Origin of the sequence: Rhodococcus sp. NBC_00297 (assembly GCF_036173065.1) — a bacterium.
Lineage (GTDB): Bacteria > Actinomycetota > Actinomycetes > Mycobacteriales > Mycobacteriaceae > Rhodococcoides.
The window spans coordinates 2,112,416-2,126,986 of the sequence record NZ_CP108041.1; the positions used below are offsets into that span (position 1 = coordinate 2,112,416).

17 protein-coding genes and 1 tRNA gene are annotated in these 14,571 nt (G+C 68.4%); 6 read left to right on the forward strand and 12 right to left on the reverse strand.

All coding sequences use genetic code 11. The features are described 5' to 3' along the window. Positions 1 to 17 precede the first annotated feature (17 nt). The 4 genes from OG947_RS10120 to OG947_RS10135 all read right to left on the reverse strand — a co-directional run bounded on the left by OG947_RS10120 (position 18) and on the right by OG947_RS10135 (position 3,875). A complete protein-coding gene (locus OG947_RS10120) occupies positions 18 to 2,348 on the reverse strand; it encodes an MMPL family transporter (RefSeq protein WP_222633292.1) in 2,331 nt (776 codons plus the stop codon). A gap of 56 nt (positions 2,349 to 2,404) precedes the next feature. Beyond that, the gene (locus OG947_RS10125; RefSeq protein WP_051613574.1) at positions 2,405 to 3,043 is read right to left on the reverse strand and encodes a TetR/AcrR family transcriptional regulator; all 639 of its coding nucleotides are present in this window, start codon (positions 3,041 to 3,043) and stop codon (positions 2,405 to 2,407) included. A gap of 93 nt (positions 3,044 to 3,136) precedes the next feature. Continuing rightward, positions 3,137 to 3,718: an antibiotic biosynthesis monooxygenase gene (locus OG947_RS10130; RefSeq protein ID WP_027506614.1), complete on the reverse strand. Its 582-nt coding sequence runs from the start codon at positions 3,716 to 3,718 to the stop codon at positions 3,137 to 3,139. Positions 3,719 to 3,737: 19 nt separating this feature from the next. Continuing rightward, a complete protein-coding gene (locus tag OG947_RS10135) occupies positions 3,738 to 3,875 on the reverse strand; it encodes a hypothetical protein (RefSeq protein WP_155957101.1) in 138 nt (45 codons plus the stop codon). A gap of 351 nt (positions 3,876 to 4,226) precedes the next feature. Here OG947_RS10135 and OG947_RS10140 point away from each other — a divergent pair, with 351 nt between their 5' ends. Continuing rightward, positions 4,227 to 5,288, forward strand: coding sequence for a fatty acid desaturase family protein (locus OG947_RS10140; RefSeq protein WP_027506613.1), 1,062 nt, complete (start codon positions 4,227 to 4,229; stop codon positions 5,286 to 5,288). A 26-nt stretch (positions 5,289 to 5,314) separates the two neighbouring features. Further along, the gene (locus OG947_RS10145) at positions 5,315 to 6,316 is read left to right on the forward strand and encodes a sterol desaturase family protein (protein WP_442973124.1); all 1,002 of its coding nucleotides are present in this window, start codon (positions 5,315 to 5,317) and stop codon (positions 6,314 to 6,316) included. Here OG947_RS10145 and OG947_RS10150 read toward each other — a convergent pair. The 6 genes from OG947_RS10150 to OG947_RS10175 form a co-directional block, all read right to left on the reverse strand. Beyond that, positions 6,229 to 6,912: a YceI family protein gene (locus tag OG947_RS10150; protein ID WP_328813840.1), complete on the reverse strand. Its 684-nt coding sequence runs from the start codon at positions 6,910 to 6,912 to the stop codon at positions 6,229 to 6,231. The two genes, OG947_RS10145 and OG947_RS10150, sit on opposite strands and share 88 nt — an antisense overlap. Positions 6,913 to 6,984: 72 nt before the next feature. Continuing rightward, positions 6,985 to 8,001 (reverse strand): aldo/keto reductase, encoded by a 1,017-nt coding sequence (locus OG947_RS10155; protein ID WP_328813841.1) that lies wholly within the window; start codon positions 7,999 to 8,001, stop codon positions 6,985 to 6,987. 67 nt (positions 8,002 to 8,068) lie between these two features. Beyond that, positions 8,069 to 8,159: transfer RNA gene (locus OG947_RS10160), tRNA-Ser, on the reverse strand. Positions 8,160 to 8,228: 69 nt separating this feature from the next. Continuing rightward, on the reverse strand, positions 8,229 to 8,426 hold the full coding sequence (locus OG947_RS10165) for a CsbD family protein (protein ID WP_222633433.1): 198 nt from the start codon (positions 8,424 to 8,426) through the stop codon (positions 8,229 to 8,231). Positions 8,427 to 8,543: 117 nt separating this feature from the next. Continuing rightward, entirely contained in the window at positions 8,544 to 8,981 is a 438-nt protein-coding gene (locus tag OG947_RS10170; protein ID WP_027506609.1) for a nucleoside deaminase, read from the reverse strand. Between the two features lie 32 nt (positions 8,982 to 9,013). Further along, positions 9,014 to 9,571 carry a tRNA adenosine deaminase-associated protein gene (locus OG947_RS10175; RefSeq protein WP_328813842.1) on the reverse strand — a complete coding sequence of 186 codons (558 nt, stop codon included), beginning with the start codon at positions 9,569 to 9,571 and terminating at the stop codon, positions 9,014 to 9,016. Positions 9,572 to 9,692: 121 nt separating this feature from the next. Here OG947_RS10175 and OG947_RS10180 point away from each other — a divergent pair, with 121 nt between their 5' ends. Next, complete coding sequence (locus tag OG947_RS10180; protein WP_328813843.1) at positions 9,693 to 10,652, forward strand: prephenate dehydrogenase; 960 nt, start codon at positions 9,693 to 9,695, stop codon at positions 10,650 to 10,652. Positions 10,653 to 10,664: 12 nt separating this feature from the next. Here OG947_RS10180 and OG947_RS10185 read toward each other — a convergent pair whose 3' ends face one another. Beyond that, entirely contained in the window at positions 10,665 to 11,273 is a 609-nt protein-coding gene (locus OG947_RS10185) for a putative glycolipid-binding domain-containing protein (protein ID WP_269320107.1), read from the reverse strand. Positions 11,274 to 11,586: 313 nt separating this feature from the next. Here OG947_RS10185 and OG947_RS10190 point away from each other — a divergent pair, with 313 nt between their 5' ends. From OG947_RS10190 to OG947_RS10200, 3 genes are read left to right on the forward strand one after another with little or no spacing between them, the layout of a single operon-like run. Next, positions 11,587 to 12,747: a DNA cytosine methyltransferase gene (locus tag OG947_RS10190; RefSeq protein WP_442973125.1), complete on the forward strand. Its 1,161-nt coding sequence runs from the start codon at positions 11,587 to 11,589 to the stop codon at positions 12,745 to 12,747. Continuing rightward, a complete protein-coding gene (locus OG947_RS10195) occupies positions 12,747 to 13,556 on the forward strand; it encodes a hypothetical protein (protein WP_328813845.1) in 810 nt (269 codons plus the stop codon). Before OG947_RS10190 ends, OG947_RS10195 begins: the two co-directional genes overlap by 1 nt. After that, a complete protein-coding gene (locus OG947_RS10200; protein ID WP_027506605.1) occupies positions 13,553 to 13,981 on the forward strand; it encodes a very short patch repair endonuclease in 429 nt (142 codons plus the stop codon). Before OG947_RS10195 ends, OG947_RS10200 begins: the two co-directional genes overlap by 4 nt. A 2-nt stretch (positions 13,982 to 13,983) precedes the next feature. Here the strand turns inward: OG947_RS10200 and OG947_RS10205 are convergent, their stop codons facing one another. After that, a complete protein-coding gene (locus tag OG947_RS10205) occupies positions 13,984 to 14,493 on the reverse strand; it encodes a hypothetical protein (protein ID WP_051613553.1) in 510 nt (169 codons plus the stop codon). Positions 14,494 to 14,571 lie beyond the last annotated feature (78 nt).

Genomic DNA, 14,571 nt, shown 5'->3' on the forward strand with positions numbered 1-14,571 from the left:
GGGTGCAGTTCATCGACTCAGCTCCGGTTCGCCGGCTGCTGGGTCGCCGGTGCGGTCTCGTCCGTCCTGCGGACGAGTTTCTCACCTTCGATGTCCACGTTCGGCAGAATCTTGTCCAGCCACTTCGGCAGGTACCAGGCCTTGTCGCCGAGCAGCGCCATGACCGCGGGGATCAGGATCATGCGGACGATGAAGGCGTCGAAGAACACGGCGGCCGCGAGAGCGAAACCGATGGACTTGATGAACGAGTCCGGTTCCAGCATGAACGCCGCGAACACCGAGATCATGATGACCGCCGCGGCAGCGACGACGCGGGCGCCGTACTTGAAGCCCGTGACGATGGCATCGCTCGCGGTCGCCCCGTGGACGTACGCCTCCCTCATCCGGGACACCAGGAAGACCTGGTAGTCCATCGCGAGTCCGAAGACCACACCGATCAGGAAGATCGGCATGAAGCTCACGATGGGCTGCGGGTTGGAGATCAGTCCCAGTCCACCTTCCTGGAAGATGAAGACGGTGGCACCGAAGGTGGCGAGCACGCTGAGCAGGAAGCCGAGCGTCGCCGTCAGCGGCACCAGGATCGATCGGAACACCACCATGAGCAGCAGGAATGCCAATCCGACGACGACTGCGAGGTACGGGATCAGGGCCTTCTGGAGCCGATCCGACACATCGATCTCGAGCGCCGTCTGGCCGGTGACGCCGTAGGTGACGCCGTACTCGGATTCCAGACCACCCCGGGCGTCGCGCAGCGCGGTCACCAGGTTCTGCGTGTCCTCGCTGATCGGTGAGCTCTTGGGAGTCACCGACACCAGGGCGGTGTCGCCCGCCGGGTTGAGCCCGGCCTGCTGTGCGTTGGTCACGTCGGGTTCCGCCGCCGCCCTGTCGACGACGGCCTGGAAGGCCGCCGTCCGATCGGCCTCGGGGACGTTGCTCGCGTCCACGACCATCAGCAGCTGACCGTTGCGTCCCGGGCCGAAGCCCTGGTCGACCAGGTCGTACGCCTCACGAGCGGGGGTACCCGGTTCGGCGGTGGCCACCGACGGAAGCGCCAGACGCAGCGACGTCATGGGACCGGCGATGACACCGAGGATCACGACACCGACGATGAGCACCAGTGCGGGACGCTTGATCACCATGCGCACCCATCGCAAGCCGTTGGTCGGCTTGTCGTCGTGCTCGGGGTCCGGCACGGTGCGGATCTTGCCGGCGAACGCCTTCGCGCCGAAGAGCCCGAGGACGGCGGGCAGCATGGTCAGCGCGACGAGGACGGCGACGAAGACACCGAAGCCGGCGGCCAGACCCATCTGGGACAGGAACGGGATGCCGACGACGCGCAGTGCCACGAGCGCGATGAGCACCGTGGTGCCGGCGAAGACGACGGCGCTGCCGGCGGTTCCCACGGCGCGTGCCGCGGCTTCCTCACGGTCGTCCGTCTCGCTCAGCTCGTTACGGAACCGGGCGACGATGAACAGCGAGTAGTCGATGGCGACGGCCAGGCCGATCATGATGGCGAGAATCGGCGTGAACTGGGTGAGCTCGGCGAAGCCCGACGCGGTGGTGATGGTCAGACTGGTGACGCCGATGCCGACGATGGCCGTGATGAGCGGCAGTCCGGCGGCGACGAGCGATCCGAACATGACGACGAGGACGACGGCGGCGACGGCCAGGCCGATCAGCTCGGCGGTGCCGCCGGGCGGCTCGGCGGCCTGCATGGCGCTGCCACCGATCTCGACGGTGAGCCCTGCGTCACGGGCGGGCTGGGCGGCGTCGGTCAGCTCGGTGCGGATCTCGGCCGTGACATCGGTGACGGTGCCGGTGATGGGCACGTCGAGGATGCCGATGGTCTTGTCCGGTGAGAGCGGCGACACGGCCGCGGCGTTCGCGGCCGCGACGTCCGGCGCGAGACCGGCCTCCGCGTACTGATCGACGATCGCCTGGTTGCCGGCGATCGGATCGAGGAGCGGCATGGCACCCTCGGGCACCGGTCCGGCCGCGGGATCGGCCTTGGCCGTGTCCTTCACGGCGGCGATGCCGCGAATGTTCGCGATGACGCCGTCGATGGCCGCCGTGTTCTCGGGCGAGTCGAGCGTGGTGCCCGCGGGTGCCTGGAACACGTACTGCGCGGACGCCGACGTGAGCGGATCCTCGCCGCCTCCGAAGCGCTCCTTCTGCAGATCCAGCGCAGCCTGGGCGGGGGTTCCCGGGATGGAGAACGACGTGCTCGTCGGGCCGGACAACGTGGCCGCGCCGATACCGGCCAACACCAGGATGGCGAGCCAGATCGGCAGCACGATGCCTTTCCGACGGTACGAGAACCGTCCTATGCGATACAGGAAGGTGGCCATGAGAGTTCTCCTCGTTCGGGGGGGTGTCGTGCTGCGGGTGACGGACGGACGCGCGATCAGTCGGGCGGGAGCGGGGTGGAACCGGTGAGCGGCGCTCGGAAGCCCCGTTCGAGTTGTTGCATGGCGAGGCGGACCACCTCGCCGGCGGATTCTGCTGTGGTGGAGCCTTTCTCGGATGCCTCTGCGAAGAATCCGAGTGCGGCGCTGACGGTGGCGCCCACCGCGGCCTGGACCAACGAGGGGTACAGGTCCCGATCGGGATCAAGCCCCGTGCGCCGGGCCACGGCCTTCTTGAACGCCGCGGAGAGCGAGCGGTCGAACTCGAGCTTCTTCGCCAGCAGAGCCGGCGACTCCTCGACGAACCGCGCGACCGCGACAGTCTCGGTCAACTCGCGCTCGGGATCGTCGACGATCTCGAAGACGATGGCGCGCACCGTGTCCCAGAAGTCCTCGTCCTGCGGCCGGTGTTCGATCAGGTCCACCCACTCGAACGCTGCCTGCTCGAGGTAGTACAGCGCCGCTTCTTCCTTGCTGGAGAAGTAGTTGTGGAACGTGCGCGTCGACACCCCCGCGTCGCGGGCGATCGCCTCGGCGGTCACGGTGTCGAAACCCTGTTGCCGCCCGAGACGGATCGCGGCAGCACTGAGCGCTGCACGGGTCTCCGCCTTCTTGCGGTCGCGTAGTCCGGAACTCACGGATCCCACAGTACGGAACTTGCACGGATCGGCAAGTTTGCAGTGGTGTGCACTTTTGTGACGCTCACCACGCTCGCGCGGTGTTTCGAACCGTCAGGGAGTGAGCCAGCGCTTCACACGGGCGGTGATGAACGGCAGCAGGACGTACACCATGAGGGGTGTGCTCACGAGGGTGACGAGCAGGGTCCGGAGTACAAGACCCAGCGAGAGGTACTCGGAGACAAGGGTGTTGAGCAGAAGAGACAGGGGGAAGAACGCCGACCAGATGACGATGGCCTGCTTCCACCGAGGCGGCGGAGCGCCCACGACGCGGACCGCGTCGGTGAGCGTCGACTGTGGCTCGAACCACCCTTCGACCCCGGTGAGGCGATGCGTCACATGGTCGTCCGCCACACCCACACCACGCGCGACCCAGGCACGCCGGAAGGGTGACGAGAGCCACTCCTGCAGATGAGCGTCCGAATCGAATCGGTAGAGCACGTAGTACTCGTACGGATCGGTCGAGGAGCGCAGCCACCCGCCGCCCAGGAACCCGTCGAACGTGCGCAGCACACTGATTCCGGCATCGGTCCAGGCCACGAAGTCCTGCTCACGGCCGGGCGTGATGCGCCGCGCCACCGAGGTCGTGACCGCGGTACTCGTGGACGTGGACCGGTCGTCCCGGGGTTCAGTCATGTCAGGCGATCGAGAGGAGTCAGTTCTTCTCGGAGAACAGCTGGGTGTAGACGGGCGGCGCCGCGTTGACGACGTCCCTGGCAGCGGACGTCGCGGGAGCCTCGACGGGCTCCGCGTCGGCGGTGACGGGTGCGAGAAAGATCAGTTCGGGTTCCATGGAAACCCCTTCATCAGTAGTTCGGTGGTGAGGAGAACGAGTCGTCCGTCACGAGGGGGAGAACGAGGCGCCGGTGAGAACCGCGGCGTGCTCGTGATCCGAACACTACGCCACGGCGCCGACCTGGCGCGGTACGACCACGCCCGGCCACGTCGACCGTCGTCTGTGGATGCACTGAGAGAAGACGACCGACACTCTCGGACTGTCGACGCCGTGCCCTGCCTGTGTCACACTTGTGACAGAGGCGTGACCTGAGCACTTCCCGCCCTCTCCGCGGTTCTCACCACTGCATCGACTGCCAGAACGACCGACAGCCACCGTGGCCAGACCGTCCACAGAACAGAGGCACCAGTGTCCGTCACCGCCGAACGCCCCAGAGATCGATTCGTCAGTTCGTACACCGAGCTGTCCGTCGCCGTGCGCGCCTCGGGGCTGATGTCACGCCGCCGCGGTTTCTACTGGTCCCGCATCATCGGCACCGTGGCGGCCTTCGTCGCCGTCTGGGTCGGTGCGTTCCTCCTGGGCGACTCGTGGTGGCAGCTCGCGCTCGCCGTCGCCCTCGCCGTCGTGAGCACGCAGTTCGGCTTCCTCGGTCACGACGGCGCCCACCGCCAGATGTTCGACTCGGCTAAGTGGAACGAGTGGACGGCCCGCATCCTGTCCGGCACCTTCGCAGGACTCTCGCTGCACTGGTGGCAGGGCAAGCACAGCAAGCACCACAACGCGCCGAACCAGATCGGCAAGGATCCCGACATCGGGAACGGGCCCATCGCCTTCGTCCCCGAGTACGTCGCGCAGCGCACCGGCTTCTACGGCGCGTTCACCCGCCGCCAGGGCTGGCTCTTCTTCCCGCTGCTCACCCTCGAAGGCGCCGCACTCCACGTCGCCAGCGTGCGCACGCTGATCGGCTCCAAGGAGATCAAGCACCGCAAGCTGGAGCTGTCGCTCATCGCGCTGAGGCTCACCATCGGGTTCGCACTGCCGTTCCTCGCGATGCCGGCGGGGCTCGCGGTCGGCTTCATCCTCGTGCACTTCGCCGTCTTCGGCGTTCTGCTGGGCGGCTCGTTCGCGCCCAACCACAAGGGGATGCCGCTGGTTCCGGCCAATGCGAAGATCGACTTCCTCCGCCGCCAGGTCCTCATGTCGCGCAACGTCGACGGCGGCCCCGTCACCGACTTCATGATGGGCGGCCTCAACTATCAGATCGAGCATCACCTGTTCCCCAGCATGCCGCGGCCGAACCTCAAGAAGGTGCGGCCCATGGTGCGCGAGCACTGCGCCAAGCACGGGGTGACCTACACCGAGACGTCGCTCGTGAAGTCCTACGGCATCGTCGTCCGCTACCTCAACCAGGTGGGACTGTCGAAGCGCAACCCCTTCGACTGCCCGCTGGTACGCGAGTACCGCGCCTGAGCTCGGTGTGACCGCGGTCACGTAGACTGCGGCGGGTGATCGCCGATCTCTGGAACAGTCTGCCGACCGCGCTCCGCGACCCGGTCGCCCTCGCGGTGCCGGCATTCCTCGTTCTGCTCGCGCTCGAGTGGACCGCAGCGATCGTCCTCGAGAGCCACGGCGACGAGACCGAGGACGAACCCGGCCGACCGGACCGTGGAAGCTACCTCCGCGCCGACGCCCGGGCCAGCATCGCGATGGGGCTGGTGTCCATCGCCACCACCACCGCATGGAAAACCCTGGCGCTGCTGATCTATTCGCTGATCTTCGCGTATGTCGCACCGTGGCAGCTGCCCTCGGACCAGTGGTACACGTGGGTGATCCTGCTGCTCGGCGTCGACGTCCTCTTCTACTGGTATCACCGCATCGCGCACCGCACGCGCATCGTGTGGGCCACGCATCAGGCGCACCACTCGAGCGAGTACTTCAATTTCAGCACCGCACTACGGCAGAAGTGGAACAACAGCGGCGAGATCCTGATGTGGTTGCCGCTGCCCCTGCTCGGCGTCCCGCCCTGGATGGTGTTCACCGGGTTCGCGATCAACCTGGTCTACCAGTTCTGGGTGCACACCGAGCGCATCGACCGGATGCCGCGCTGGTTCGAGTTCGTCTTCAACACGCCGTCGCACCACCGCGTGCATCACGGCCGCGACAAGGAGTACCTGGACAAGAACTACGCCGGCATCCTCATCGTGTGGGACCGCCTGTTCGGGACCTACGCCGACGAGACGTTCCGACCGCACTACGGGCTGACGACTCCGGTGCAGACGTTCGACATCCTGAAGCTCCAGACACACGAGTACGCCGCCATCGCACGGGACGTGCGGACGGCGGCGACTCTGCGTCAAAAACTCGGTTACATCGTCGGACCGCCCGGCTGGACTCCCGCGGACGCTACGGCTCAGGCCTTCCCGAGCGTCACCAGGAAATCGACGGACCCGGTCGGATCCACGGTCACGAAGCCCAGCGACGGCGGCTCGATGCCGTAGTCGGTCCACGTCGCGGGAATGTTGCCCGAGGCGACGATGGTCTCGCCCGACCGGAGCACCTGCGTCTCGACGCTCACGTCGCGCGTCTGGCCCTTGAGGGTCAGCGTGCCGTCGAGGGTGACGGTCGCCGTGGTGCCGTCGGTGGGCACGGTGGACAGGTCCACCGGCGACGTCACCGTGAACGTGGCGGTGGGGTTGTTCGCGACATCGAAGATGTTGCCGCGGAACTGGTTGTCGCGCCGATCGCTGTCGGTGGTGATGGTCTCGGTGCGCACCACGATCTCACCGGCAGTGAGCTGCTGGTTCGCGATCGTGGCGCTTCCCGAGACGTCCGGCGTGGTGCCGACGACCGTGACGTCGGTGCCGTTGAGCACCTCGGCGACGGTGTACCCGGCCGACGTCGGATTCGCTGCGTCACCGGACGTGACGGTCCACTCACCGTCCAGATCGCCCGTCGCCGCCTCGGCACCGGAGGTGGACACCGACGCCGCCGGATCGCTGCTCTCGATCGACGAGTAGATACGCGGTCCGACGACGAGCGCCACGATCGCCAGGACGACGACCACGGCTCCGGTGATCCACCATTTCTTCTTCATGGGACGAACTTTAGTTGTCGCTTCAACGTGCGGCCACCGCTGCGGCCTGGGAATCCCCTGTGAAAGCGTCCGTCACCACGCCGAGTGAACGACGTCCCGGAGGTAGCGGTCGTAGATGCTCTGCACGCCGGCATCGAACTCGGCGCCGAGAAGCGCGACGCGCCCCGCCTCGGCGTTGGCACGAGCCTGGTCCACGTTGCGGGCTCCCGGGATGACCGTCGAGATCTGCGGGTGCTGCCACAACCACGCGATGGCGGCGGCGGCGGGCGGCGTACCCTCCGGAGCCGCGTCCGCGACCAGGGCGGAGAAGTCACGAGCCGCCGCAAGGCCCGTGTCGAACGGAACGCCCGAGAACGTCTCGCCGACGTCGAAGGCCTCACCGTTGCGGTTGAAGTTGCGGTGATCGTTCTCGGGGAACGTCGTCGACTCGTCGTACTTCCCCGAGAGCAGGCCCGAGGCAAGCGGCACCCGCGCGATGATGCCCACTCCGGCATCGGCGGCGACGGACAGCACCTCGTCGACGGGCTTGAGCCGGAAGGCGTTGACGATGATCTGCACGGTGGCCACGTTCGGTCGGCGGATCGCCTCGAGCGCCTCCGCGACCGTCTCCACGCTGACGCCGTAGTGCGCGATCGCCTGCTCCTCGACGAGGGTGTCGAGGGCATCGAACACCTGGTCGTCGCCGTACACGGCGGAGGGCGGGCAGTGCAGCTGCACCAGTTCCAGGGTGTCGACACCGAGGTTGCCGCGCGACCGGTCCACCCACGTGCGGAAGTTCGCGAGCGTGTAGTTCTCCGGCACCTGGTCGACGCGTCGACCCATCTTGGTCGCCACGGTGACGGTGTCCCGCAGGCCGCGATCGGCCAGGAATCCGCCGATCACCCGCTCACTGCGCCCGTCGCCGTACACGTCGGCCGTGTCGAAGAAGGTGATGCCGCTGTCCACGGCGGCGTCGAGCACCGCCACGGCGTCCTGCTCGGACACGTCGCCCCAGTCGGCTCCCAACTGCCAGGTGCCGAGTCCGACGCACGACACCTGCCGTCCGGTGCGTCCCAGGGTGCGGTTCTCCATCGCGTTCATGTTTCTCATCTCGTCGGTGTACCCGAAGTTGGTGAACGACAAAGCCCCCCAGCTGCCGAGGCAGGTGGGGGGCTCATGGCGGTGGCGGAGGGATTTGAACCCTCGGACGGGGGTTACCCGTCACACGCTTTCGAGGCGTGCTCCTTAGGCCGCTCGGACACGCCACCGGCGGATACGTTACCGGATGGGTGGCGCGGAACCGAAATCGCGACGTCAGGAGTCACAACGCGGGTGACTCAGTGGCCGGTGAGCTTGTCCTTGATGTTGGACGCTGCATCCTTGACCTTCTCCGCGCCGTCCTTGAACGCTGCGGAAGTCTGATCGCCCTGGCCTTCGGCCTTCAGGTCCTGGTCGCCGGTGGCATCGCCCGCAGCTTCCTTGCCCTTGCCCTTGAGGTCTTCTGCCTTGTTGCCGATCTTGTCGTCGAGACCCATGTGGTGCTCCTTCGAAGCGGAAGAACATGTCATCCACCCCTCCGTTTCGGCGGGGCGGGCGACGCAACGTCGCGCCTGGTGTTCTACCGGGCAGTAATACCCCGTCGACGGATCGCGTCAAACGTCGTTCGCGGTTCGAAAGAAGTCCCGAACCAGACCGGCCGCGTCGCTCTCGAGGACGCCGCCGACCACCTCCGGTCGATGCGTCAGACGCCGATCCCGCACCACGTCCCACAGCGAGCCGACGGCGCCCGTCTTCGGTTCCCAGGCCCCGAACAGCAGCCCGTCGACTCGCGAGAGCACCGCCGCGCCCGCACACATCGTGCAGGGCTCCAGCGTGACGACGAGAGTGCATCCGGTGAGTCGCCAGCCGTCCCCGTGCCGTTCGGCGGCGGCGCGGAGCGCGAGCACCTCCGCGTGGGCGGTCGGGTCCCCGCGGCGTTCGCGTTCGTTGACCGCGGACGCGATCTCGTCACCGTCGGCGTTCACGACGACGGCACCCACGGGAACGTCGCCCGCCGGCGTGGTGCGGGCGACCTCCAGAGCGCGACGCATCCAGACGTCACGCAGGTGGAGAGGCACCACGGTCAGCGAGGCAGCTTGTCGAGCACCGCGGCGAACTCCGCGGCGAATCCCAGTCGCGCGGCAATCATGCCGAGCTGCTCGTCGGGGTAGAGGTCGGACTCGGCCAGGATGACGCCGAGGACCGGCTCGGGAAGACCCATGTCGCTCAGCAGATCCAGATCGCCCTCGTCCCACGGCTCGACGTCGTCGAGCTCGTCCGGATCCAGATCGGGCACATCGACGTTCAGTCGGTCCAGGACGTCGGCCGCGATGTCGTAGTCGATCGCCGCGGTGGCGTCCGACAGCAGGACCCGCGTGCCCGACGGTGCCGGACGCAGCACGACGAAGAACTCGTCGTCGACATCGAGGAGCCCAAACACCGCACCGGCACTGCGGAGTTCACGAAGTTCGGTCTCGGCGGCACTGAGACTCGTCAGGGCGTCCGCGGACAACGGCCGGCACGTCCACGTGCCCTCCTCGCGGACGACCGCGATGGCGAACCCCTCGAGATCGTCGTAGTCGTCGGAGCGGTTGTCACCTCGACTCTGGGACGAGGTACTGCCTCCGCGCTGTGCAGCCATGCGCGCAACCGTAGTCCCACACCGTCGCCCCGGCGTGCAGACCTCCCTGTTCAGGGGAAACAGCGGGAGATTTCGGTGTCGTGCACCCGGCGGACGGTGCCGATGTGGAAATCTTCCCCCGGTGAACACACCCGACCGTCCCGTCTGCGTCCTGGGCCTCGGCCTCATCGGGGGCTCGTTACTGCGCGCCGTGGTCGACTCGGGTCGCCCGGCATGGGGTTGGAACCGATCGACCGGTGCCGTGGACGCCGCTCGCGCCGACGGGTACGACGTCACGGCGGACATCGCCTCCGCCCTCCAGCGCGCCGCCGAGGAGGACGCTCTCGTCGTCGTTGCGGTGCCCATGCCGGCGGTCGACACCGTCCTGGAATCGGTGGCCGCGCACGCGCCGCACTGCGTGCTCACGGACGTCGTCAGTGTGAAGGCGGAGATGGCGGCCGCGGTCGCACGTGCCGGACTCGGCGCTCGGTTCGTCGGCGGACATCCCATGGCCGGCACATCCGCCTCGGGGTGGCTCGCGGCCGACGTCGATCTCTTCCGCAACGCGGTCTGGGTCGTCACCGTGGACGACGGCACCGATCCCGACGCCTGGCTCGCGGTCGCCGATCTCGCACTGTCCTCCGGATCCGTCGTCGTCCCGGCCCGAGCCGACGACCACGATCGCGCCGTCGCCCGCGTGTCCCATCTCCCGCATCTGCTGGCGGAAGCACTCGCCGCGGTGGGCGCGCAGGGCGGGGAGCTCACGTTGCGGCTGGCAGCCGGCTCGTTCCGCGACGGCACCCGTGTGGCAGGAACAGCTCCAGCCCTGGTCAGCGCGATGTGTGATGCCAACGCGCCCGCCCTGGTCGACGCGCTCGACGAGGCGCTCGCCGCGTTGCACAGCGCCAGGGACGCTCTCGTCGCCGACGCGTCGACCGAGACACTGGTGTCCGCGGGCCATGCGGCGCGGTTGCGCTACGACGAGCAGTTGCAGTGGTGGGAGATCACCGACGTCGTCGTCGGCTCGCCGTCCTGGCAGGGCGACCTCGTCGACGCCGGTCGCCGCGGCGGTGTGGTGCAGCGGCTGCCCCGGCGGGCGTGACGGTCCGACCCGTCAGATGCGCTCGGCGAGTCCCCGGTAATCGGCGACGAACCCGTCCGAGTCGACGCTCACGGCCGACGTCCCGACGGGCGAGACCACCTCGAACTCGTGCGGCCCGCGGCTGTAGGACAGTGTCTCCGCGCGGGCGGTGAGGACCGGCAGACCGACGTACACGACGGGCACCTGATGATCGGCCGGGTTCGTCTGCAGGCCGAGACGACGGATGGCGAGCGTGTTGAAGAAGGGGCTCCACACCAGCTCGACGTCGAGTGCACCGCCGAACGAGCTGCGGGTCGGTGACCCGTCGTCGACGAGCCAATAGCCCTCGGAGTCGCGACTGATGGAGACCTGCTTCTCCCCCGACGCGACGGCCGCGCGCACGGACAACCGCTTGGTCACTCCCGATTCGTCCGTGACCAGGTCGTACGACGCGGAGAACGCCGGGTGTTCGTCGCACTCGCCGCCGATGATCCGGCCGGCGGCCTTGATCCGCTTGCCGTTGAGCTGGACGCGCACCGACTCCATACGCGGGGCGCTGTGCGCGCGCCACGTCAGGATGGCCGGCCACGACGAGCCCGTCACGTCGGCGGACGACAGGGAATCGGCGGTGGGTGTGGTCACGCGTTCACGGTAGATCACACGAGCACGACAAGTACCGGAGCCGGGCGAATTGCCTGTGAATCCCCGTCCCCGTCAGCGACCGAGTGCCCCGTTCTCGCGAGATGAAACGGTCACGAGCAGGGTTTTCATCGACGGTGGGCGTGAGTCGGCGCACCACGCCCCCGTCTGCGGGCGCTGCTCACAGCGGTGTCGCCCTCTCGGTCGGACGCCGTGTCGGTGTTCTCGAGTAGCCTCACTCGAGATCGACGTCGGTGTCCGGAGCCGCCGTCGCACACGACGGTGAGCGGGGGTACGCGTGTCCAGCCAGGGTGCCATGGTCGGCCTGTTCGCCGGCATCGGCGGTCTGGAGCTGGGCCTGGCGCGCAGCGGATGGTCCACCACTCAGCTCTGCGAGATCGACGCCGGCGCGGGGGCGGTGCTGCGCTCGCGCTTCCCCGACGTGCCGCTGCACACCGACGTCGCGACGCTGCGGGCGCTCCCCACCGGAACAGAGCTGGTCGCAGCCGGTTTCCCATGCCAGGACCTGTCGCAGGCCGGTCGCACGGCGGGCATCACGGGCGCGCGGTCGGGTCTGGTCGACGAGGTCTTCCGACTCGTCGCCCGCAAACGCGGTCCCCGGTGGCTGCTGATCGAGAACGTGCCCTTCATGTTGCAGCTCGGCCGCGGCGCGGCGATGCGGCACATCACGCACGCGCTCGAGGATCTCGGTTACATGTGGGCGTATCGCGTCGTCGACGCTCGCTCGTTCGGCCTGCCCCAGCGGCGTCAGCGCGTCGTCATGCTCGCCTCACGTACGGACGACCCGCGTGAGGTGCTCTTCGGACCCGACGCGGGTATCCCCGAGGCCGGCGACGCCGACGTCCTCCCGTGCGGCTTCTACTGGACCGAGGGGGTGCGCGGGCTGGGCTGGGCGATCAACGCGGTGCCCACGCTCAAGGGCGGGTCGACTCTCGGCATCGCCAGTCCCCCGGCCGTCCGGCTCCCGTCCGGCGAGCTGGTCACCCCGGGCATCTCGGACGCCGAGCGGCTGCAGGGTTTCGACGCCGGGTGGACCGCCCCCGCCGTCGAGTCCCCGGGTGTCCGGGCAGGGCATCGGTGGAAGCTGGTCGGCAACGCCGTGAGCGTGCGCATGGCGACGTGGGTCGGTGAGCAGCTGGCCACCCGCACTCCCTACGACGAGGGGTCCGACACCGAGCTCGTACCCGGCCAGAGCTGGCCGTCGGCCGCGTGGGGCCGTGACCGTCGCGCGTTCCGGGTACCCGCGAGCACCTGGCCGGTCCAGCACCCCTACGAGGATCTGAGCGGATTCCTGGAGGAGTCGAAGTTGTTGTCCGCCAGGGCCACTGCCGGGTTCCTCAAGCGCGCACGCTCGGGTCGGCTGCGCTTCGCCCCCGGGTTCCTCGACACGGTCGAGTCGCACCTGCACAGGATGACCGACGATCCCGTCGTCCCCGAACCCGTTCGCGTGGCCTGATGTTCCCGTTGACGTTCGCACTCGACTTCGCCGGCGACCGTCCCGCGCCCGATGCCGACCGCGGGGAGAAGAAGAACTACGCGCAGCGCCTGTCCAACAACCTCGCGCAGGTGGTCGCCGATGCGTTGAGGCCTCGGTATCCGTCCATCACGCCCGACGCGCACGGCATGGGCCAGGAAGCGCAGGTGGACGTCGCGAAGGGACGCAAGCGGCTCGACGTCAAGGCACTCGATCCGACGCTCGGCCTCATCCTCTGCGTGTCCGTGAAGACCTACAGCTTCCAGGACTACAGCCCCACGTCCGGTCGGCTCGGCCGCTGGACGAAGAACATCGTGCGCAACGACCACGAACTGCGGGGTGAGGCGATGGTGCTGCACCAGCGCCAGCCGTACAGCGTGCTCGTCGCCGTGATGTTCGAGCCCTGGTCGACGTGCGAGGACGGCGATCCCGCGAAGAGCAGCGACATCGGCAAGAGTTCGTTCGCGCATCACGTCACGACGCTGTCCAAGCGGTCGGGCCGCGGCAAGCGCCCCGTCGTCGGCATGCCGGGCCGTGCGTGGGTCGACCTCGGGGCCGAGGACACCCGCTACGACCTGTTCGAGAAGGTGTTCATCGGTCTCTACGAGCCGGACGGCCCGTACCGGGGTGAGGTGCGCTTCTTCGACGTCGACGAGGCGCCGCCGCGCAACGGCCGTCCGCCGGACCGCACCACGCTCTCGTTCGAGGAGTTCGTCGAGGTGGTGCACTCGGAAGTGGAGCGGCGCAACAGGTTCGCCCCCAGCTGGTCCGAGATCGACGACGACGAATGACGCCCGACGCTCGGGCGACGCCGCCGACGGACGCCGCGACCAGTGCCCGGTTCAAGAAACAGAAGCGGCGTGACACCAAGCCCGAGGTGGCCTTGCGGAAGGAACTGCACCGAGCGGGACTGCGGTACTTCGTCGACAAGGCCCCACTGAAGGGCATGCGACGACGGGCCGACGTGGTGTTCCCGCGTCGCCGAGTCGCGGTGTACGTCGACGGATGCTTCTGGCACAGCTGCCCGGAGCACGCCACCCACCCGCGCAACAACGCCCAGTGGTGGGCGGACAAGTTGGCTGCCAACGTCGCTCGGGATCGCGACACGGATCGTCGACTGGACGAGGCCGGCTGGACCGTCGTGCGTATCTGGGAGCACGAGGATCCAGCCGTGGCAGCGGAGCGGGTCACCGAGGCAGTGCGCCCCGGCGACTGACGTCAGCGCTCGTGGCGTCCCGGAGTGTCGTGCGGGCCGACGACAGGCGCATCGGCGTGTCCGAGACCGGTGGTGCGGTCCGTGACGTTCCGGTCCGTGACGTTCCGGTCTGCGGGATTCTGGTTCTGCTGTGCCGCGTTCGCGTCCTGTCGACGCGGGGTGCCGTCGTCGTGGACGGTCGGGTCCAGCTTGTTCGCCCGCTCCCACTCACGGTCCAGTTCGTCACGCCCGGTGGCGGCAGTGCCCTGGTGCTCCTGCGCGCGCTGCTGCGCGATGCGGGCCTCCGCTGCCGCGGCGTCCGCCTCGGCCTGCGCACGACGGGCGTCGGCCTCGGACTTCTGCGCGAGCGCCTCCGACCGCTCCACCTCCGCGCTGCGCTCGGCGGCCCGCTCCCGGATCTCACCGGCCTGCTCGACGCGCTTCTGCTTCGCCTTCTTCGACAGTGCGACGCCGACGGCGACGAGCAGCAACACCACCACGACCGCGATGACGATCCAGACAGCTGTGTTCATGACGGCTCCCGATGTTCGAGTGCGCGCACGGTTGCGCGCGGGACGGGGTACCCCTGGCGCCCGATTTCCACACGGGCC

Coding starts and splice junctions, on each gene's coding strand:
- OG947_RS10120 (WP_222633292.1), bottom strand. CDS start 2,348: ATGGCCACCTTCCTGTATCGCATAGGACGGTTCTCGTACCGTCGGAAA.
- OG947_RS10130 (WP_027506614.1), bottom strand. CDS start 3,718: ATGACTGAACCCCGGGACGACCGGTCCACGTCCACGAGTACCGCGGTC.
- OG947_RS10135 (WP_155957101.1), bottom strand. CDS start 3,875: ATGGAACCCGAACTGATCTTTCTCGCACCCGTCACCGCCGACGCGGAG.
- OG947_RS10150 (WP_328813840.1), bottom strand. CDS start 6,912: ATGAAGAAGAAATGGTGGATCACCGGAGCCGTGGTCGTCGTCCTGGCG.
- OG947_RS10155 (WP_328813841.1), bottom strand. CDS start 8,001: ATGAGAAACATGAACGCGATGGAGAACCGCACCCTGGGACGCACCGGA.
- OG947_RS10165 (WP_222633433.1), bottom strand. CDS start 8,426: ATGGGTCTCGACGACAAGATCGGCAACAAGGCAGAAGACCTCAAGGGC.
- OG947_RS10170 (WP_027506609.1), bottom strand. CDS start 8,981: ATGCGTCGCGCTCTGGAGGTCGCCCGCACCACGCCGGCGGGCGACGTT.
- OG947_RS10175 (WP_328813842.1), bottom strand. CDS start 9,571: ATGGCTGCACAGCGCGGAGGCAGTACCTCGTCCCAGAGTCGAGGTGAC.
- OG947_RS10190 (WP_442973125.1), top strand. CDS start 11,587: ATGGTCGGCCTGTTCGCCGGCATCGGCGGTCTGGAGCTGGGCCTGGCG.
- OG947_RS10195 (WP_328813845.1), top strand. CDS start 12,747: ATGTTCCCGTTGACGTTCGCACTCGACTTCGCCGGCGACCGTCCCGCG.
- OG947_RS10200 (WP_027506605.1), top strand. CDS start 13,553: ATGACGCCCGACGCTCGGGCGACGCCGCCGACGGACGCCGCGACCAGT.
- OG947_RS10205 (WP_051613553.1), bottom strand. CDS start 14,493: ATGAACACAGCTGTCTGGATCGTCATCGCGGTCGTGGTGGTGTTGCTG.